The 19,864-nt window shown below is 38.8% G+C and carries 18 protein-coding genes and 1 tRNA gene; 3 read left to right on the plus strand and 16 right to left on the minus strand.

Annotation, left to right across the window (positions count from 1 at the left end; translation table 11 throughout):
- Window positions 1–12: 12 nt before the first annotated feature.
- From AB3K24_RS05605 to AB3K24_RS05680, 16 genes are all read right to left on the minus strand, one after another.
- Complete coding sequence (locus AB3K24_RS05605; RefSeq protein WP_367974212.1) at window positions 13–1,281, minus strand: dihydroorotase; 1,269 nt, start codon at window positions 1,279–1,281, stop codon at window positions 13–15.
- Window positions 1,268–2,179: an aspartate carbamoyltransferase catalytic subunit gene (locus AB3K24_RS05610; protein ID WP_367974213.1), complete on the minus strand. Its 912-nt coding sequence runs from the start codon at window positions 2,177–2,179 to the stop codon at window positions 1,268–1,270. The genes AB3K24_RS05605 and AB3K24_RS05610 overlap by 14 nt, the downstream gene beginning before the upstream one ends.
- 177 nt (window positions 2,180–2,356) lie before the next feature.
- Window positions 2,357–2,989, minus strand: a complete 633-nt coding sequence (gene lepB, locus AB3K24_RS05615; RefSeq protein ID WP_367974214.1) for a signal peptidase I — start codon at window positions 2,987–2,989, stop codon at window positions 2,357–2,359.
- A gap of 50 nt (window positions 2,990–3,039) precedes the next feature.
- The gene (locus tag AB3K24_RS05620) at window positions 3,040–3,393 is read right to left on the minus strand and encodes a YlbF family regulator (protein WP_367974215.1); all 354 of its coding nucleotides are present in this window, start codon (window positions 3,391–3,393) and stop codon (window positions 3,040–3,042) included.
- A gap of 63 nt (window positions 3,394–3,456) precedes the next feature.
- On the minus strand, window positions 3,457–5,517 hold the full coding sequence (locus tag AB3K24_RS05625; protein WP_367974216.1) for a PBP1A family penicillin-binding protein: 2,061 nt from the start codon (window positions 5,515–5,517) through the stop codon (window positions 3,457–3,459).
- Between the two features lie 3 nt (window positions 5,518–5,520).
- On the minus strand, window positions 5,521–5,991 hold the full coding sequence (locus tag AB3K24_RS05630; RefSeq protein ID WP_367974217.1) for an arginine repressor: 471 nt from the start codon (window positions 5,989–5,991) through the stop codon (window positions 5,521–5,523).
- 66 nt (window positions 5,992–6,057) lie between these two features.
- Window positions 6,058–7,749, minus strand: a complete 1,692-nt coding sequence (argS, locus tag AB3K24_RS05635) for an arginine--tRNA ligase (protein WP_367974218.1) — start codon at window positions 7,747–7,749, stop codon at window positions 6,058–6,060.
- Between the two features lie 230 nt (window positions 7,750–7,979).
- Window positions 7,980–8,258 (minus strand): hypothetical protein, encoded by a 279-nt coding sequence (locus AB3K24_RS05640; RefSeq protein ID WP_367974219.1) that lies wholly within the window; start codon window positions 8,256–8,258, stop codon window positions 7,980–7,982.
- 136 nt (window positions 8,259–8,394) lie between these two features.
- Complete coding sequence (gene coaBC, locus AB3K24_RS05645) at window positions 8,395–9,588, minus strand: bifunctional phosphopantothenoylcysteine decarboxylase/phosphopantothenate--cysteine ligase CoaBC (RefSeq protein ID WP_367974220.1); 1,194 nt, start codon at window positions 9,586–9,588, stop codon at window positions 8,395–8,397.
- Window positions 9,589–9,698: 110 nt separating this feature from the next.
- A complete protein-coding gene (locus AB3K24_RS05650) occupies window positions 9,699–10,514 on the minus strand; it encodes an SPFH domain-containing protein (protein WP_367974221.1) in 816 nt (271 codons plus the stop codon).
- A 45-nt stretch (window positions 10,515–10,559) separates the two neighbouring features.
- Entirely contained in the window at window positions 10,560–10,910 is a 351-nt protein-coding gene (locus tag AB3K24_RS05655) for a toxin-antitoxin system HicB family antitoxin (protein ID WP_367974222.1), read from the minus strand.
- A gap of 102 nt (window positions 10,911–11,012) precedes the next feature.
- Complete coding sequence (gene murE / locus AB3K24_RS05660) at window positions 11,013–12,488, minus strand: UDP-N-acetylmuramyl-tripeptide synthetase (protein WP_367974223.1); 1,476 nt, start codon at window positions 12,486–12,488, stop codon at window positions 11,013–11,015.
- 105 nt (window positions 12,489–12,593) lie between these two features.
- Complete coding sequence (locus tag AB3K24_RS05665) at window positions 12,594–13,721, minus strand: tRNA dihydrouridine synthase (RefSeq protein ID WP_367974224.1); 1,128 nt, start codon at window positions 13,719–13,721, stop codon at window positions 12,594–12,596.
- Window positions 13,722–13,785: 64 nt separating this feature from the next.
- A complete protein-coding gene (locus AB3K24_RS05670) occupies window positions 13,786–15,111 on the minus strand; it encodes a bifunctional folylpolyglutamate synthase/dihydrofolate synthase (RefSeq protein WP_367974225.1) in 1,326 nt (441 codons plus the stop codon).
- 126 nt (window positions 15,112–15,237) lie between these two features.
- Window positions 15,238–15,954 carry a glycerophosphodiester phosphodiesterase family protein gene (locus AB3K24_RS05675; protein WP_367974226.1) on the minus strand — a complete coding sequence of 239 codons (717 nt, stop codon included), beginning with the start codon at window positions 15,952–15,954 and terminating at the stop codon, window positions 15,238–15,240.
- Window positions 15,955–15,989: 35 nt separating this feature from the next.
- Window positions 15,990–16,931: an NAD(P)-dependent oxidoreductase gene (locus AB3K24_RS05680; protein WP_367974227.1), complete on the minus strand. Its 942-nt coding sequence runs from the start codon at window positions 16,929–16,931 to the stop codon at window positions 15,990–15,992.
- 449 nt (window positions 16,932–17,380) lie between these two features.
- Here AB3K24_RS05680 and AB3K24_RS05685 point away from each other — a divergent pair, with 449 nt between their 5' ends.
- From AB3K24_RS05685 to AB3K24_RS05695, 3 genes are all read left to right on the plus strand, one after another.
- A complete protein-coding gene (locus tag AB3K24_RS05685) occupies window positions 17,381–18,469 on the plus strand; it encodes a PTS transporter subunit IIC (RefSeq protein ID WP_409201756.1) in 1,089 nt (362 codons plus the stop codon).
- A 57-nt stretch (window positions 18,470–18,526) separates the two neighbouring features.
- Entirely contained in the window at window positions 18,527–19,567 is a 1,041-nt protein-coding gene (locus AB3K24_RS05690) for a branched-chain amino acid aminotransferase (RefSeq protein WP_367974229.1), read from the plus strand.
- A 102-nt stretch (window positions 19,568–19,669) separates the two neighbouring features.
- Window positions 19,670–19,741 (plus strand) — tRNA-Glu (locus AB3K24_RS05695).
- The last annotated feature ends 123 nt before the right edge of the window (window positions 19,742–19,864 follow it).

Here is a 19,864-nt window from a genome sequence, read left to right on the forward strand (position 1 = left end):
TGTTTGCGTCGTTCAGAATGATTGATAAACTAATTTACCATCCACCCAAGTTGCCAGTGTTTTGCCGTAAACTTGCCAGCCAATAAATGGTGTATTCTTACCTTTTGATTTAAAATTGGCTGCTGAAATCGTTTCCTGATGTTCTAAATCAAACAAAGCTAGGTCAGCTGTTTCACCAGCCTTAATCTCAGTTGGTGCTTCAAGTTTGAAGGCAGCTATTGGTGCCTTTATCATACGTTGCAAGAGTGTCTCTAGCGTCATAACGCCTGATCTCACTAAATGTGTATACAGCAATTGAAAGCTTGTTTCAATCCCTGTAATCCCAAACGGTGCTTCTCGAAATGGCTTATTTTTTTCTGCCGTACCATGTGGTGCATGATCTGTTGCAATCATATCAATTGTGCCATCCAATAACCCGGCTAATACGGCTTGTCGATCTGCCTGTGAACGTAAAGGTGGATTCATTTTAAATAGCGCATTATCACCTTTGATGTCTGTATCAGAAAGCAAAACATGATGTGGTGAAACCTCAGCCGTAACATTTACGCCCTGCGACTTTGCAATTCGAACTAATGTAACTGACTCTTTTGTCGAAATGTGGGCAACATGATAGTGAACACCTGTCGCTTTGGCTAACACCAAATCACGTGCCAGTTGTGAGCTTTCCGCTAAACCAGTAATTCCAGGGATTTCTAATTTTTTAGATTGTTCCCCAGCGTTCATAACGCCACCATGTAACAAAGAGTCATCCTCTAAATGTGCTGCCAACGGCTTATCAACTTGTGCTGCTGCCAGCATCGCTTGTAACATGGTATCAGCGGTTTGTACGCCTTTGCCATCGTTACTAAATGCAACAGCACCAGCAGCTGCCATTCCTGCGATATTTGATACTTCAGATGCTGTCAAATCAGCTGAAACAGCGCCATATTGCTTAACATGAACCATGCCATTTGTGTCATTTAATTTAATTTGTGCAGCTAGCCGTTCTGCCGTGTCTGGCACAGGGTTAAGGTTTGGCATCGCAATAACTGTTGTAAAACCACCGCGTGCAGCAGCTTGAGAACCAGTCGCAATCGTTTCCTTATAATTAAAACCAGGCTCGCGAAAATGAACATGTACATCAACTAGTCCACTTGATAAAAATGCACCTTTAGCATCAATCGTATCAATCTCTGAATGATTGTTTTCTGATACCTTAACAATTTTTTTACCATCAATTAAAACGTCACGTGTAACTAAATGATTGTTTTCCAAAATCTTAACATTTTTAATAAGTTGCATGATTTGTCTCCATTGTATATTCTAATATTGCCATTCTTGCAAACACCCCATTAGTCATTTGTTCAAAGATACGTGATTTTGACGCTTCAACAAATTCGTCAGCAATTTCCACATCACGATTGACTGGTGCTGGATGCATGATAATTGCCTGCGCTTTGAGTTGTTCATATCGTAATTTATTCAGTCCAAATTTAGCATGATATTGTTTGGTTAAAAAAGTTTGATTTTCAGTCTGTGTGATACGTTCATGTTGCACACGAAGAAACATCACAACATCAAGTTGTTCCCAATCCTTATCCATAACCACAAATTCACCAAATTGACTAAAATCTTTTGGTTGCCAATTTTCTGGGCCAGAAAATGTCATATTAGCGCCTAATTTTTTCAAAATTTCAGCATTTGAACGGGCCACACGCGAATGCATTAAATCACCAACAATTCGAATATTTAAACCATCAAAATGACCAAATTGCTCGTAAATCGTCACCAAATCTAATAGACTTTGGGAGGGATGTTGACCGCTACCATCCCCAGCGTTCACAAGCTGTGGTATAGCATGTCCACCTGTACTTAAAACATTGTCATACCAACTCGTGACACTATGCCTAATAACAGCAACATCAACACCAATTGCTTTTAATGTTTTCAGCGTGTCGACTAAACTTTCACCTTTTGACATTGAACTACTTTGAGGATCAATTCTTATTTGTTGAAAACCCAACTTATTTTCTGCCATTTGGAAACTACTATGCGTACGTGTTGAATTTTCAAAAAACAGATTACTGACCGTCAAATTTGTCTGATCGGGCTGCACACCTGACTTAAATGCTAACGCCCGCTGAATTAATTTTAGCACATCAGATTCATTTACTGAATTTATATTCAAAAAATGTCGCATAATACTCCTTTTTATACAAAGAACCGCATAAGTCTTTTGACTTACGCGGTTCTAGAAAATTACGGTCAAAGTATGGACTTTGACCCCAGTATCTAAAAGCCTTGTAAGTCTCTCTGGACTTAATTAAAGGTTTTATCGTTTCTCATATATTATCATTTTTTTCACAACTATGCAAATTCAGTTTGCAAAAAACAGTTTGTTTTGACCATTAATATTTTGCTTAGCTGTTTTATTTGAATTCCAGAAAGGGACATATACCTTGCCTCGAACATGTTGCTTATCAATAAATCCAAAATAACGACCATCATTAGAAACTGACCGGTGGTCTCCCATAACAAAGTATTCCCCTGCTGGCACCTTAGTATGGTTACGATCTTTTTCTTGCCATTGATTAGTAGACGATAACGTCGCTAACGACCATTCGCTGCCAAATGACATTTCAGTGCCTTGTGTTCGCTCATTGATGCCAATATAATTTTGATTAACAACTTTATTATTCACGTATAAATTAGAATTTTTATAAGAGACTGTGTCGCCTGGTATACCGATGATACGCTTAACATAATCTTTTTCACCAGGTCTCACTCTTGGGTCTTCTTGACGTGCATTAAATACAACGACGTCACCGCGTTTATATTTGGAAACTTTACTTAACAAAACTAATTCATCATTTTGCAAGTTTGGTGTCATCGATGGCCCATTCACACGTACAAACTCGAATAGGAACACTCGAATCAAAGAAACCACAACAACAGCAACCAAAATTGGTGCCACCCATTCTTTTAAAAACTGAACAAATTTATTTTGCATAGTATTTCTCTCTTTTCATGTAAAAAGCAATTATATTAATCTTTTTACAATTATTTGCGCAACTTTGCATAGGCATCAGCAACAGGTTTTGTGATAATATCATTCAATTCCGTGAGTAACTTATTTAATGCTTGTTCAGCTGTCAAAAGTGCCGTAATCAGCTCATTTTTTTGAACTTCAGCTGCGATAGCATCCCATTCTTTTTCTTGCTCTGGCTTTGGTTGTTGTTGAATTTGCATCATTTGTTGTACTGCAATTTGCACTTCTTGGAACTCACCAAACAAGCGCTTAGCTTCTTCATTCCCTTGAATGCCATCAAAAGCGTCTTGCCAAGCTGTGTATTCTTGTGTCTGTTTAAGCACATTAGCCATTTCATTGGCGTTATCATAAATATTTACTGTCATTTTCTTTTCCTTTTTTGTTTTAAATATTACAGCTGCGACATTGTCTCTAGCGTACGCATTATTTTAATTGCCAAACAATCCCTTAACTGTTTGCCAAGCCTTGTTGGCGCCATCTACTGCATTATCAACACCCTTTGAGAAATCAGAACCAATATTTGACCAATTAAATCCCTTGTCAGTATTAGCACTATTACTGTTTGGATTTGTGACATTAAAGTTTGTACCTGGTGTATTTGGCAAAATTTCTTCTAATGATGTCTTCACCAATGGCCCCATAGTGGCGGTCAGGCCAAGCGGCAAACTATTATTTTCACTCTTATCATCTAACCCCATCCAAGTGGCCTCAACAACATCTTTTGTATAAGCCATGGCCCAAGAATCTTTAGATGATTGACTGTTCTCTGTATCATTAGGATTCTCTGTTGTGCCTGTTTTACCAGCAATAGTAAACCCAGCAGGTGCTGCTCCTAAACCGGTCCCGTTAGTATAAGTACCCAGCATCATACGTGTCATATTGTCCGCAACACGTGAACTAATGACACGTTTTTGCTTAGCTTTAGGACTGCTAACAACAACTTTCCCAGTTGCATCAACAATTTTTGTAATAAAATGCGCGTCACTCATGACACCGTCATTAGCAAAAGCGGTGTAGGCTTGTGCCATTTGCATGGGTGAAACACCAACCGTTAGCCCACCTAATGACAAAGCAAGGTTTTTATCTTTATCTGATAATGGTAGACCAAACTTACGTGCACTAGCATAACCTGCATTAACGCCAATTTTATTTAACAAATAAACTGCCGGTACGTTATAGGAATGTTCTAAAGCTTCATACATCGGCAAGTCATTTGTTTGTACATTCAATGCATTATGAACTTCCCAGCCGTTTGTGCCGAACGTACGTGTCGTATTCGGCAAGCTCGTGTCGATACTGTATCCTCGTTCTAGGGCTGGTGCATAAACAACAATAGGTTTAATTGATGAGCCTGGTGACAATTTTGATTGTGTTGCATAATTAAAGCCTCGGAATGTATGTTTCTCTTCACGTCCGCCTACAAGGGCACGAACGCCACCAGTTTTAGCATTTAATACAACACTTGCTGCTTGTGCATCTGTATTGTAATTAAACATCGCACTATTATTAAAATTTTGTTGCAAATTTGTTTGGTCTTGTTGATTCAACGTTGTATAGATTTTATAACCACGATTCATGACATCGCTTTCAGTTAACCCGTATGTTTTAATTGCTTCACTGATAACAGAGTCAAAAAACCATGGGTACTGATATTTATTTGATCCATCGTACGTATCATTCAAAGTCATAGGTACAGCTTGTGCGCGCTTTGACTGTGCTGCTGACAAGCGTTTTGTTTCAACCATTGTACCTAAAACAATATTACGCCGGTTAGTTGCAGCTTGTAGATGATCGATTGGATTATACAAAGCTGGACTTGGTAACATGGCAGTCAACGTGGCTGCTTGAGATGTTGTCAACTCACTAGCGTGTACTCCAAAATACTTTTGAGAGGCATCTTCAACACCCCAAACACCATTACCAAACCAAGCATTATTAAGATACATCGTCAATATTTGGTTTTTTGTATAATCTTGCTCGACTTGCATGGACAAGAAAATTTCTTTAGCCTTACGTGTGATAGTCTGTTCTTGGGTCAAATAAGCATTTTTGACAAGTTGTTGTGTCAAAGTAGAGCCACCACCAGCAATAGCAGACGAACCTACCAGCTTATTTTTAAGATTAAGTACCACCGAACGGGCAATACCTTTGACAGAAAAACCATACTCATGATAGAAATTGCGATCTTCACTTGAGATAACCGCATCACGCATATTTTGAGATATGCGATTATACTTAACATAAGTTCCTTTTTGCGAGTATAATTCACCTGCTTTCGCACCTGAATCATCATAAACAGTTGTTGTTTGTGCCAACGTCGCATGTAAGTTTTTGACATGTGCTGTTTTAGCTAAGGTAACCAAGTAAATACTCATAGTCAAAAACAATGTCAAGAAAACTATAATAAGAAAACGACCAAATTGCCAGCGTTTAGCGATTGGTCTAAATTTCTCATTTATTTTTTTCATTATACGCTTCAATCGATTCATAGACTATCCTATCAATGCCGACCAACGTTTGGTTAACGTTTCCGCACTTACTTCATCTGGGCTTGTCACATAAATTGTATCAAATCCAGCTAATGTTGCAATCACTTGCGGTAAATTTGCATCATCAATTATACCAGCAACAGCGTTACCACTTGAATCAGCTGTTTTTATAATTGTCATAAATTGGACACGCTTGACAAATACAGCATACTCCATGATGGCGGCATCTACCACATTTTCAGTCACGATTAAATCAGGTGTTTCATCTTGATCTTGTAATTGCTGATAGCGCAAATCATCATTGATATCCTTGATGCGCACAATACCAAGTGCCCGAATATCCCGTGAAACTGTTGTCTGTGTTGTTTCAACATGATGTTTTAACAGTTCGCTCAGTAATTCTTCTTGACTCGTGATAAGTTGATTTTGAATAATATCAAGAATTAATTCTTGACGTTGTTGCTTTGAAATCATATCTTTCTCCTAATTGAGAACTGTCAGAACTGATGCTTGTTTATCTCAGTTAACACCTACGCAAAGCTACATTTCTTCTGGTGACTTCACACCTAACAAACGCAAACTTTCTGACAAGACAATTGTCACCGATTGCACTAACGCCAAACGTGCATTTAATTGTTGATCATTTGTTAATATTTTTGAATTAGCGTAGTACCTATTAAAGGCACGTGACAAAGTTAAGGCATATTTTGCAATAATACTTGCCTCACGTTGTTGCCAGGCACGTTGGACTGTGTCAGGAAAATTATTAAGTGTTGTTATGATATCCCATGTTGCAGCATCGTCCAAATCTAAATTATCATCAACGATGTCAACATTAACTTTACGCAAAATTGATTTAGCACGCGCATTAGTGTATTGCACATAAGGGCCTGTGTCACCTTCAAAACGAACAACTTCTTCCAAATTAAAATCAAAATTATTTGTTCTATCGTTCATTAAATCATGGAATATAACGGCACCCGCACCAACTTGCTCGGCAACACTGTTTTTATTTTCAAGTGCTGGATTTTTTTCCTGTATTTGCTTCAAAGCTAAGTCGTGGGCATCATCCAAAACGTCCTTTAACAATACAACATCCCCTTTACGGGTCGACATTTTTTTACCATTAAAGGTAATCAAACCAAATGAAATATGCTCCACGTCATCTGACCATTCAAATCCCATTAATGACAAAACTGCCTTCATTTGCACAAAATGTTCGCGTTGTTCGCCGCCAACCACATATAATGACTTTGAAAAATGATATGTTTCTTTACGATAAACAGCTGCTGCCAAGTCACGTGTCATATATAACGTGGCCCCATCTGATCTTTTAATCATTGCTGGTGTTAAATTAGGATTAATCCCAGATAAGTCAACAATTCGAGCGCCTTGTGATGTAACTAAGAGGTTTTTTTCTTCTAAAATATCAACCACTTTGTCCATCTTATCATTATAGAAAGCTTCACCGTTAAAAGAATCAAATGTAATATCTAAACGATCATAAATTGCTGTGAATTCTTTTAAAGATTCAGCACGGAACCACCGCCACAATTCATGCGCCTCTGAATCACCATCTTCTAATTTTTTAAACCAAGCACGACCCGCATCATTCAACTTGTCATCATCTTTGGCTTTTTCATGAAATTCGACATAATAACGCAATAGTGTGGCAATCGGATCAGCTTTTACTGCTTCCTCTGATCCCCAAGTTTTATACGCATATATTAACTTACCAAACTGTGTCCCCCAATCTCCCAAATGATTAATTTTAACTGGAACATAGCCATTTTTGGCGGTAATATTAGACAATGAATTGCCGATAACTGTCGATCGTAGATGTCCCATAGACATCGGTTTAGCAATGTTAGGTGATGACATATCAATCGGAACATGTGCACCTTGTCCATCTGTGTTGCTACCATAATGCGATTGTTCCTTCAGAATCTTACCCAAAATGTGACGTGACGTCGCTTGTTTATCTAAGAAAAAATTAACGTAAGGACCCGTTGCAACAACTTTTTCAAAGCCTACTTGATTAATGTTAGCCACAATATCTGCTGCAATTTGTTGCGGTGCGCGATGCAAAACTTTTGCCAATGTGAAGGTTGGGAAAGCGACATCACCCATATCTGATGATTTAGGTGCTTCTAATTTTTCTGAAATTTCTTCTGGTTTAAAATCTGTCAACACCTTTGCCAGTGCTGCAACAACCATATCATTATCTGCCATTATTATTCATTCCTTTTTTTACTAGTTACTATTATACCTTATTTTGATTAACTGAATAAAAAAACTCGTCTCTTGTCATTTTAACAAGAGACGAGTTTTCACCCGCGGTACCACTCTAATAGCTTTCGCCGCTCAATATAACACTCATAACTCCAAGTACGCGCCGTTTCCATTTATATCTGACTTTCACCTTCTCAGACTCGCTACGAATAAATGATTATGAAACTTTTTTACTCTTCAATGTTATCATCAGTCTTTTCTGGTTCTAAGACTGGTGCCTGCTGAATCACTTCGATCTCGTCCATACGGACGATTGCCCGGTGGTTCATTTCATTAACTGTTGGTTGATCTGCAGGATCATTTTCCGTAATTTCAACTAACAAGGCATTCTCATATATTTTTTCTACTTGTCCAGTAAATGGCTTTTCTAGATTGCCATAAGCTGGTGCAAGCAAAACATCACCAATATGGTACTTTGATGCCTTGCTTTCTTCTTCTTCGTCTGCCATTTTTTTCAGCATATTAAACTGTCTAAGATAATAACAAAATTGACATCTTTCTTAGCCAATTATGTTTTTATTAACACCTTAACATGTTTCCTCCTGTAATCAGTATGTAACACCATATTCTATCATAAATAGCGATTCATTTCAATGTTATAATACGTGCCATGATTGCTCTGGCAATCTCTATTTTAGATGTTTTCGAAAGTGTTTCTGGCAAATGGTCTGGTATTAGAATTGTCACAGCGTTATCATCAGATGAAAAGCCCGTATCCGACTTGCTGACATCATTGGCAATTATCATATCAGCCTGTTTTTTGATCAACTTCTCTTTGCCATGCGCCAATATTTCTTGTGTCTCAGCAGCAAAACCAACTACAATTTGATTCGTTTTTTTAGACTGACCAATAGTTTGCAAAATATCTGGGTTTTGTACGAGATTCAGTGTTAATCCACTATCAGTTTGCTTTTTAATTTTATGTGTCGCGAACTCTGCCGGCTTGAAATCAGAAACTGCTGCAGCGCTAATAAAAATATCAGCATCTGAAAATGCATGAGTTACTGCCACTAACATCTCTTGCGTCGAACTAACGAATACTTGTTCAACGCCAAATATATTCTCGCGCGCTGTCGTTGTAATCAAAACAACTTCTGCCCCATTTTCAGCAGCCGCACGTGCTAAAGCGTAACCCATTTTACCACTTGAACGATTGGTTAAATAGCGTACTGGATCTAAAGCCTCACGCGTGCCGCCAGCCGTAATAACAACTTTTTTACCTATTAACAGGCCACTTTTTGCGCGCAATCGCACATCGGTTTGCTCTAAAATATCGACTGGTTCTGGCAAACGACCTTTTGCTGCGTACCCTTCAGCCAGAAAACCGATAGTCGGTTCAATCACCAACCAACCATCTTGTTGTAATGTTTTCATATTTCTCACAACCGCTGGATTCGCCCACATATTATCGTTCATAGCTGGTGCAATTATTTTATCAGCAGACGACGCCATAATGGTTGCAGTTACCGCATCATCCGCTATTCCTTGTGCAATTTTACCAATGAGATTAGCAGTTGCCGGAACAACAAAAATGAAATCTGCCCATTTCGCCCAACTGATATGGACAACCTCTGATGTATGCCCAACAAATAAATCAGTTAAAACATCATTTCCTGACAAGATTGATAAGGTTTTGCTGGTAATAAATTTCTGTGCAGCAGTTGTCATGCCAACGCGAACGTTGGCACCAGATTTCGTCAATAACCGTACAAATGTAGCCGCCTTGTAAGCAGCAACACTCCCAGAAACCATTACCAAAATATTTTTTTCTTTAAACATTTTTCCCCACTAAACAGACAGATTTAGCATATCTTATTGTGTTGCTTTTTTCACAAATCCATCACCTATTAACCAATTTTTTGGTCTTCAACGGTGTGCTATTAAACGCGTTATTTCAAACCTTTTTCAAGTAATTTTCCAACAACCGGTAATTGACCAAGCTTAGAAACTTCTTTACCGTCAATAACAACTAAGTTCGCTGACGAACCAGCTAGAGTTGTAAATGCATTAATTGATTGGTTCTGGAAATACTTATCATCAGCTCCTGCTAGTCCAGCCTGCACGGTATCAATGCGGTAGCGTTCTGCATCAGCTCGTGTTTTAGTGGCGTCAGCTTCGGCTTTGGCTGTTGCCATTAACGCATCGTTTGTCGCTTTTGTGGTTAACTCAATTGAACGTGCCTGACCTTCTGCTCTAGCAATTGTAGCCACACGTTCTCGGTCAGCTGTTAATTGTTTATCCATGGCTTCTTGAATAGAAACTGATGGCCGTAATTCATCAATGTTTATGCGATCAACATTGATCCCATATGTATTTGTTAAATCACCAATCGCTTCGGCTAACTGTACGTTAATTTTTGTGGTTGATCCTAATGCTTCATTCAACTCCATACGACCAATAATATCACGTAGATGACCACGTACTAATTGTGCCATTGACTCAACAGAGTCAGTGTTTTCGTACATATATTTCATAGCATCTGTCACGTGATAATTCAATGTCACACTCGCTTTAATATCAGCGTTATCAGCAGTGATAACTGAATAATCTGGTAAACGTAACGGGCGCATCGCCAAACTGACATTACGAATTGTTTGGATAAATGGCACATAAAAATGCAAACCAGCCTCTCTACGACGACTATATTTCCCCAATGTTTCGACTAACCCAGCGTTATTCTGCGGTACAATTCTAAAAAAAATCATGTTGTTCTCCCTTATTAAATAGCTTATTGAATTGAAAATGATACCTTATTTCAATTCTCGTAATGTTAAAATATTCCCATTTGCTTCTATAACAGCATATCTTGCATCTGCTTTAGCCGCTGTCGCATTATCGATCAAATAACGATAATAAATGCCTGAAATGGACACCAATCGACTAGCTAAATCAAAATTTTCACCTGATATCACTTGCCCTACAAATTGCCGATCTTCAAAAGTTGACGGCCGCAAACCGGCCTCTAGTAATTTTGTTAAATAATTATTCAACGAACGCCCCTCTTTGTTTGCACGTGTTACAAGCATTTCATGCAATTCTGGGTCGATTCTGAGGGGTATTTTACCTGATTTTGTGTGTGATTCTTCAATTGGATTTGTCATATACTAATGATATCATATTTATCATAGTCACACTAGCAAAAGTGCACTAGAATCACAAAAAGACCAGAAGTGACGAACTTCTAGCCTTTTTCATAATGTCATTTAATCATGGTAACTCTGAACAACAGCATAATCACCAACATAAGGGACATCTACACCATTAATTTTTTGATAAGGGTCTTCACCTTTACCAGCAACTATGACAATATCTTTTTCACCTGCTTGCTTGATAGCCTCAAAAATTGCCTTGATACGATTCATTTCAAAATGAACCTCAAGTTGCGCATTACTAATGTTTTCAGCAATTTCATCGGCAATAGCTTTCGGTGATTCAAACTGTGGGTCATCAGCTGTCAAATAGACAACATCTGCCAGTTCCGAGACCACACGGCCAAAATCAGCGCGACGCGAGACCCCTTTATTCCCAGGCGAGCCAACCACTACTAATACTTTACCGTTTGGATATTGATTTTGAGCAAAATTGAGCAATGCACGCATCGATGCATAATTATGAGCATAGTCTACAAAAGCAACTCCGTGACCTGCGATTGGCAAACTTAACATACGGCCAGGTATAAAAACAACATCTAATCCATGAACCATGTTTTCATGTTTTGCCCCAGCAAGTGCCGTCATAATTAATGCAGCCATAGCGTTTGACTCATTAAAATCACCTGGTAAATTCAAACGATAGTCACCAACAAGTTCACTTAAATCACTTGACGCAACACTTAGTCGGCTTTCATGAATAGCACTTTCTCGTGATACATACGTATAATTGCCACCCTGTCCCTTTAAACTATACGTATAAATTTTGTCATGTGTTTGCCTAGCATGTCCCAAAATTTCATTGAGATGATCGCTTTCAGCATTCACAATAACTTGATCTGAATGATCAAACAACATCATTTTATGGGCTAAATAATCTTCAAAAGTTGGGTGTTCATTTGGTCCAATGTGATCCGGCGAAATATTTAAAAATGCGCCGACATTATAACGTAAGCCATAAACGCGCTGTTTCAAATAGGCTTGTGAGCTCACTTCCATAACTAAATGTGTCATGCCATTATTTACCGCTTGACGCATATCTTTAAATAATTCATATGATTCTGGTGTTGTTAAGTCTGATTTTTTCTTATCTTCAGGGCGTGTGCCTGTAATACGATCAACGGTTGAAAACAACGCCGTATGATTATTAGTAGCATCTTTTAAGATATTAAAGGCCATATACGCGGCAGTTGTTTTCCCTTTTGTTCCTGTAAAAGCACCAATCCACAGGGCTTTTTGTGGATAATTAAAGAACGCCATCGACATGATGGCAAGTGCTTTTTGCACATTTGTTACTTGCCATTGAGGTAAAGGAACGTCTAATAATGTCTCCGTAATTAAACCTGTTATATCATTTGTATGCGTCAAATATTCTGCCCGAAAGGCGCCTTTGACAACAAACAATGTATTTGTCTTAACCTGACGCGTGTCATAATGTAAAAAATCAAATGTCATTGCCGTGTTGGGCTTTGATATTAATAAGTTTTGCGCCGTCAATAATTTTTCAATTGTTTTGCTCGTGAGTTCCATAACTTCAATTATACAAAAAACTTGTTATGCTGTCAGTTATAACTTTTTTTTTAACTATTTTACAAGGATTTCACGTGTATCTGTCATTAAATATCACACCACTCATTAAGCCTTCTCTGATTCGCGCACTAATTTTAGTTTATTGGCTTCAGCCATATCTGCACTTGCTACGCTATTATCACGATAAATATGTTCATCTGCGGCCACTACTGCATAAACTTTCGCCAATTCACGATCTAATATATCACGCACTTCATCTGTGGCATGCGTTTCCATCAGCAACTGACGTAATGCTGATGCATGCGCAAAGCCACGCAAATATATTTTAAAATAACGTTTTAGTGCCTCAAAATGTTTAGGCGCGATATTTGCATTGACATCGTCAAACAAATCCAGTTGTAATTTCAATAATGCAATTGATTCTTCTAAAGTATGCTGTTTGGGTTTGACTTCAAATGCATAGGGGTTTTCAAAGACACCGCGACCAATCATAATGCCATCTATGCCAGGGTGCGCTTCTACAAGTTGCATCCCCGATTGACGTGTTTTAATATCCCCATTAATTTGAATTAATGTTTGCGGTGCAATGGCGTCACGCATAGCTAGAATTTCATCTATATATTCTTCATGTGCAGGTGCCTTTGACATTTCCTTCCGTGAGCGCAAATGAACAGTTAACACGGCCACCTGTTCACGTAAAATAGTGGGCAACCAATCGCGGAATTCTTCAGCTTTATAAAAACCCAAACGTGTCTTAACAGAAACGGGTAAACCCGATGTTTTAGCTGCTGATATAATTTGTTTTGCTAACTCTTGATGCCGAATCAAATCAGAACCCGCACTATTTTTAATCACAGTTGTATCTGGACAACCCATATTGATATCAACAGCTTGATAACCCATGGTTGCCAAAATTTTAGCGGCCCCAGCAATTTCTTCTGGTCGTGACCCCCAAATTTGAGCAACCGGTTGTTTTTCATTTTCAGCCACAGCTAACCGGCCTTGAACAGAAAACTTGGCCTGTGGGTGAACCATCGAACTCGCATTTGTAAACTCCGTATAGTAAACATCTGGTGCACCGGCCTGTGCAATCACACGTCGAAACACAGTATCTGTTACTGCCTCCATTGGTGCCATACTAAAAAAAGGTTGTTTGCCTATTGTTTCATGTCCCAATTGGGCATTTTTGACAACATCATGCCAAAAAAAATTTTGAGGAGACTCTAAAGTCATATCTCTTCTCCTTAATTATTATAAATAACTTCAATTATAACATCCTATGCTTGTGCGATACACATTAGATTCGGTTATCTGTTTGAATAGCACTCAATGTGTAGAAAGATCCTGTCACAACAATCAGAGCCTGTGATGATTCTCGAACACGCATTGCAAGTGAAACGGCCGCCGAAGCGTCATTAGCTATTTCAACATCAACATTTGGATAGTTTGTCAATATCTCTGCTGCAAGTTCTTCTGCAGATAATGCACGCGTTTTATTGTTTGGTGTGACTGTAATCACACGTTGTACAACAGGTATAATAGTATCCAACATTTCATGATAATCTTTGTCTTTTAACACACCTAAAATTAAAGTTGGCTTGATTTTCAAGTGCCATGCACTGATAGCCGATACCAGACCATTAATGCCATCCACATTATGAGCAGCGTCAACTAAAATGTTTGTTGTTTTATGATAATTCATGCGCCCTAATAAGCTGACATTCGCAAGGCCTTCACGTGTCTTCTCTTGTATAAACGTGTAACCCATAGCAGTCAACGCAGCTTTAATTTTTAATACAATACTAAAATTATGCACTTGAAAAGCACCCGACATGTTCAAAAAATAGCCTGGTGTCCCGTTAACAATCAAATCCAAACCTGAAGGCGTTGTATTGGCAATAATGATTTGATCTTGTTGATAGTCAAACCACCGTGCACCGACCGCTGCTGTTTTTGCTTTCAAAACATTACGCGCTGTTATGTCCTGACCCGCATAATCGATCACCCAAGTGCCTTTTTTAATAATTGCAGCTTTATTTTCCGCAATTTCTGTCAAATTTCGACCGATTAAGTTCTGATGATCAATACTGATTTTTGTAAATACTGTTAGCAACGGTGTATCAATGGCGTTTGTCGCGTCTCTCAGGCCACCCAATCCTGCCTCAAACAAGACAAAATCTACTTGCTGATCGACAAAATATAATAATGATATCACTGTGAAATATTCAAAATGCGTCAAATGATTTGATGACACCCCATTGGCTTTAAAACATGCAACAAGCCGGTCATAATAAATGACAAAATCATTTTTAGAAATCATGGCATCATTAATACGAATTTGTTCTCTTGCTGACAACATAAACGGACTTGAAAAATGGCCATAAGAATAGCCATTAGCCTGCAAAATTGCACCCATCATGGCACCAGTCGAGCTCTTCCCGTTCGTGCCAGCAATATGGATTATTTTTAACTTTTGATCTGGATGATCTAGCCAATCCAGTACTTCGCGAACAATTGGTACCCGCTCATCATCTAATATATGCCAAGTATTATCTAAACTTTTAAGCACGTTTTTATAACGCGCCGATATACGGGCTTCACGTTTTTCTGCTGATTTTTCCAAGGTAACTCTCCCGACAATTTCTCTGAAATCTATTTTATCATATGTCAACACTAAAGGTGCACAGTTGTAGCACTAAAATCTATTACATTGACCATGGCATATAGCGCTTAGTTTAACCTTTGTAATTCACAATGATGTCACTTTTGGAAAATCCGTAAAAACAGCCTGAATGCGCCATCTTTGCAATTTATTTGCCATAACCGAATCATTTACTGTCCACACATTTATTTGCAGATGATTATCAATCAATTCTTGCGTCTGTTCTTTTGTCAGGTAATCGCCATCAGGGTGAACATAACTTGCCCCAACACTTTTAGCAATTGCAACAAGGTTGTCTGGCAATTGATTTTCCACTAACACACCTATCACAACTTCCGGCATGAGCGCATGAAATTTTTTGAGCATATTGACATCAAAACTAGATACAATCATCTCAACTTTTGTGCTAACACGGCGTAACGCTTGACAAACATGTGTTAAATAGAATTGTTGTTTGTCACCCTTAACATCCGTTTTGAGTTCAAAATTGACATTTATTTGCTGTTGATTAATAAAATCAATTAACCAATCTAAAGTCACAATACGTTCACCAGTGAATTCTTCGCCAAACCAGCGACCAAAATCTAATTTCTGCAAATCACGCAACGACATATCATTCACTGAACCACTGCTGTCTGATGTACGATCAACTTTGTTATCATGAATAAGAACCAACTCACCATCAGACGTTATATCAATATCCGTTTCTAACCAATCGACACTCAAGGTAATCATTTTTTCAAATGCCGAACGCGTATTTTCCGGTGCTTGGGCGGAAATACCGCGATGTGCTATTTTTTTCATAAAACCGCTCATGCCTTCCTTTTTTATAGCTACAATTAGTATCCTTTATCGAGGTTTACCACATTTTGTTTAACCGTGCCATCTGTCACAAAAGTAGGAATATTTTTTTCTAGTAGTCGAAATAAGCCACCAGTTCGCCCAGCATTAACAGACTCTCCCCAACTTGTATGCTGGGTTAATAGTACCTGTGGTCGTTCAAATAACGGATGATTCCTGGGCAACGGTTCAGGTGTTGTCACATCGAGTGCCGCGTATTTAACGCGCGAATCATCAATGGCCGCCAGTAAGTCGTCTTGATTTAGGGTCGTACCACGACCAATATTAATAAATAAAAACAACTGATTAACCTGTTCAAAAAAGCGACTATCAAAAAAATTATCAGTCTCAACAGTACCGGGTAAGCCATCAACAATAACACGAGATTTGGCCAACGCTTCTTGATAATTATACATACTATAGACTTCATCAAAACCGGCAACTGCATGACCAGTTGTATTCACACCATAAACGGTCCCACCAAATGTCTTAATGTGACTTGCAATTTGCTGTCCAATACGTCCCGTTCCAAATACCAGCACCGGCAATTCCGTAATTAAGTATTGATTTGTATACGGTTCCCAATGCGTTCGTGACGCATAAATATTTAAGCCACGAGCAAAATATAAAATATAACTTAGCACCGTTTGTGCAATCGGAATAGCCTTCAATCCGCTGGCATTAGTAACCACAACGCCAAAATCTTTCAGCTCTTTTAATGGCAAATAATCTACACCAGCTGATTGTGTTTGGATCCATTTCAATTTTGCGTTTGGATTAGCTAATATTTTTTTACCAATCACACTATCCCATGCATAACTAATGACAACTTCTGGGACCTGGTCCTCAGTAATTGTATCAGGTGTCACCACATCAATACCATATTGGCTCAAAAATGCATGATTTTCTTCATTAATGCCTTTCACTGCCAAAAGTAACATAATTGCTCTCCAATCTATTTTCTATCATTATAACAAACCTCAATACTATTGGCACAAAACGGATTTTAAATTAACTTATTGACATTTACTCATTTTTTTGCCATAATAAGCTATATTAACTTAAAGGAAATTATTACAATGCAAAAGAAGTCTTCAAACAATTTCACAAATAGCATTAAGGTCAACGTGGTGGTCATTATTATCTGATTTCTCGGTGGTCTGTTTTGTTTACCAGTCGAGAAATAATTTCTTGACTGGCGTGAACATGTTGACTCTTTCAGCATTTTCAAGAGGCGCTAGTATAAACTAGTGCCTCTTTTTCTTTTTAGTTTTTAATGCCTGTTTTACCTCACAGATGCGTTCATTATCCTGCTACCACATTAATAACGCATACCGACAGAAAGGATCACTACATGACGCAACCCACGCATAACACAACTGACGGTAACATGATGCTGTCAAATAAAAAAATGCCCCCACGGACAATTCGTGAAATTGTTTTTGATGTTTCAACTGGCATTTCTAATGCCATTCTCGCTGTACTTGGTATAGGCCTGCTAATCTCCTCAATAGGCACGTTATTAGACTATACGCCGCTCATTCAGGCTGGTCTTATCGGACAAAAAATGTTAGCCCCAGCACTAGGTGTTGGTATCGCTATCATGATGCGTTCAAATATTTTAACGACTGGTGCAGCACTAATTGCCTCAACCGTCGGTTCAAACGCAGTCTATTTCACAGCCACAATTTCACCAGCTGCTCAAACACCTACCGGTTGGGTCTCTGATCAAGCAGCCGGATCACTTGTGCTAACCTCTGGTCAACCAATATCTGCAGTTTTTGCAGCAATTGTGGCCGTACTAGTTGGTAACTGGTTAACTGGCAAAACACCCTTAGACATGATACTTGTTCCGCTTGGCGCAACACTTGCCGGTACATTTTTTGGATTAGGTGCAGCTGCAGTGACAACCCCATTTTTGAATTGGGTATCCGAGGCACTTGCTTCTACAATGTCTGTCAATCCTTATCTTGGCGCTTTTGTTGTTTCCTTTTTCTGGTTTTTCTTTCTGATGACGCCTGCTTCTTCTGCCGCACTTGCCATTGCTGTCATGTTGGATCCTTTATCAAGTGGTGCCGCCTTAATTGGCACAACTGCAGGATTTGTAGTTTATACAGCTATGGGTTGGCAACAAAATGACCTTGGCACTAACATTGCTCAAACAATTGTCACGCCTAAAATACAATTTCCCAACTTACTTAAAAGCCCCTTATTACTGATCGGCCCTGCAATAATTGCTGGGTTGTCAGCAACTATTGCAGTCGGTGTCTTCGGCTTAAAAGTGCCATTTGCTATTGCTGGACTTGGTTTAAACGGCTTTATTGCGCCAATTATGCTCGCTTCAACCAACCCCCGTGCCTTATTACTAGTCATCATATTTGGTATTGTTGTGCCCGTAATCAGTACGCTAATCATGTATTACATTTTGAAAAAATCAGGTAAAACAAAAGTAAACGATTTACATTTAGACGTTGTTTAATTTTACGTTAAGCGTTATAGTAGAATTATTATATTTTTATTAGAAAGCAGGATAAATATGTCACAGAAAAAAGCAGAATCCTCAGATTTCAATTGGTCAGAATTAGGTTTTGAATATTACGATCTACCCTACCGTTTTCGCGCCTACTATAAAAATGGCCAATGGAGCACAGGTGGACTTGAAACCGATTCAAATATACCAGTAAATGAAGCAGCAACCGGTCTTCACTATGGCCAAAATATTTTTGAAGGGTTGAAAGTTTATCGCCGCAAAGACAACGGTGCTAACCTTTTCAGACCTGATCGTAATGCAAAACGTTTACAAAATTCTGCTGAGCGCTTAATGATGGCACCCGTGCCTGAAGAACTGTTCTTGCGCGCCTTAAAAGAAGTGACTAAAGCCAATCAGGACTTCATCCCACCATATGGTACTGGTGCAACATTGTATCTTCGCCCCTTTGAATTTGGTGGCGGCCCAGTTGTCGGTGTGCATCCTGCTGACAATTATGTCTTTGAAGTTTATGCCACGCCCGTTGGTGCTTATTATAAAGGCGGCCTGACACCAACAGCCTATGTTACCAATCAATATGATCGTGCAGCGCACGGTGGTACTGGTGCTGCCAAGGCGGGTGGTAATTACGGTGCGTCAATGCTTGCTGGCGATGAAGCACACAGAGCAGGGTACTCTGATGTTGTTTACTTGGATCCTCGTCTTCATGAAAATATTGAAGAACTCGGTTCAGCCAACTTTTTTGGCATCACCAAGGATGGGCGCTTCTTAACACCAAAATCTCCTTCCATTTTGCCGTCAGTCACAAAGTACTCATTGCTTGAAGTAGCAAAAGAGTTAGGACTTGAAGCTGAGGAAACTACCATTTCAATCAATGATTTGGACCAGTTTGCTGAAGCAGGTGCCATGGGAACTGCAGCGGTAATTTCTCCTGTAGGTTCGATCACACATCATGGTAATAAACATGTCTTTTATTCAGAAACTGCAGTTGGTCCTTGGACGCAAAAGCTGTACGATCGCTTAATAGCTATTCAATATGGTGACGAAAAAGGTCCTGAAGGTTGGGCAGTTGATGTCCCACTAAATTAAACACACATAAATTGTACAATTCTCACGATAAGTGTTGACGCCTATACTATTTCTTGCTATACTAGTATAGTTGTCTGGTAGATATCAGACATCACTGACCATGGCTCGTTGGTCAAGCGGCTAAGACGCTGCCCTTTCACGGCGGAATCGAGAGTTCGATTCTCTCACGAGCTATAAAAAGTCGCAACTTCGGTTGCGGCTTTTTATGTTATAGCATGAAATAAAAAATAACAACTTTATTTTGACATCAATCCGATAATTTATACGTAAAATTATCAAGCTAATGCCACTTAAGTT

The sequence above is a fragment of the Leuconostoc aquikimchii genome (genome assembly GCF_040838325.1).
Lineage (GTDB): Bacteria > Bacillota > Bacilli > Lactobacillales > Lactobacillaceae > Leuconostoc > Leuconostoc aquikimchii.

What these genes read in the sequence shown, in the direction of transcription:
- AB3K24_RS05605 (WP_367974212.1), bottom strand. Translation starts at nt 1,281, where the DNA reads ATGCAACTTATTAAAAATGTTAAGATTTTGGAAAACAATCATTTAGTT.
- AB3K24_RS05610 (WP_367974213.1), bottom strand. Translation starts at nt 2,179, where the DNA reads ATGCGACATTTTTTGAATATAAATTCAGTAAATGAATCTGATGTGCTA.
- lepB (WP_367974214.1), bottom strand. Translation starts at nt 2,989, where the DNA reads ATGCAAAATAAATTTGTTCAGTTTTTAAAAGAATGGGTGGCACCAATT.
- AB3K24_RS05620 (WP_367974215.1), bottom strand. Translation starts at nt 3,393, where the DNA reads ATGACAGTAAATATTTATGATAACGCCAATGAAATGGCTAATGTGCTT.
- AB3K24_RS05625 (WP_367974216.1), bottom strand. Translation starts at nt 5,517, where the DNA reads ATGAATCGATTGAAGCGTATAATGAAAAAAATAAATGAGAAATTTAGA.
- AB3K24_RS05630 (WP_367974217.1), bottom strand. Translation starts at nt 5,991, where the DNA reads ATGATTTCAAAGCAACAACGTCAAGAATTAATTCTTGATATTATTCAA.
- argS (WP_367974218.1), bottom strand. Translation starts at nt 7,749, where the DNA reads ATGGCAGATAATGATATGGTTGTTGCAGCACTGGCAAAGGTGTTGACA.
- AB3K24_RS05640 (WP_367974219.1), bottom strand. Translation starts at nt 8,258, where the DNA reads ATGGCAGACGAAGAAGAAGAAAGCAAGGCATCAAAGTACCATATTGGT.
- coaBC (WP_367974220.1), bottom strand. Translation starts at nt 9,588, where the DNA reads ATGTTTAAAGAAAAAAATATTTTGGTAATGGTTTCTGGGAGTGTTGCT.
- AB3K24_RS05650 (WP_367974221.1), bottom strand. Translation starts at nt 10,514, where the DNA reads ATGATTTTTTTTAGAATTGTACCGCAGAATAACGCTGGGTTAGTCGAA.
- AB3K24_RS05655 (WP_367974222.1), bottom strand. Translation starts at nt 10,910, where the DNA reads ATGACAAATCCAATTGAAGAATCACACACAAAATCAGGTAAAATACCC.
- murE (WP_367974223.1), bottom strand. Translation starts at nt 12,488, where the DNA reads ATGGAACTCACGAGCAAAACAATTGAAAAATTATTGACGGCGCAAAAC.
- AB3K24_RS05665 (WP_367974224.1), bottom strand. Translation starts at nt 13,721, where the DNA reads ATGACTTTAGAGTCTCCTCAAAATTTTTTTTGGCATGATGTTGTCAAA.
- AB3K24_RS05675 (WP_367974226.1), bottom strand. Translation starts at nt 15,954, where the DNA reads ATGAAAAAAATAGCACATCGCGGTATTTCCGCCCAAGCACCGGAAAAT.
- AB3K24_RS05680 (WP_367974227.1), bottom strand. Translation starts at nt 16,931, where the DNA reads ATGTTACTTTTGGCAGTGAAAGGCATTAATGAAGAAAATCATGCATTT.
- AB3K24_RS05685 (WP_409201756.1), top strand. Translation starts at nt 17,381, where the DNA reads ATGATGCTGTCAAATAAAAAAATGCCCCCACGGACAATTCGTGAAATT.
- AB3K24_RS05690 (WP_367974229.1), top strand. Translation starts at nt 18,527, where the DNA reads ATGTCACAGAAAAAAGCAGAATCCTCAGATTTCAATTGGTCAGAATTA.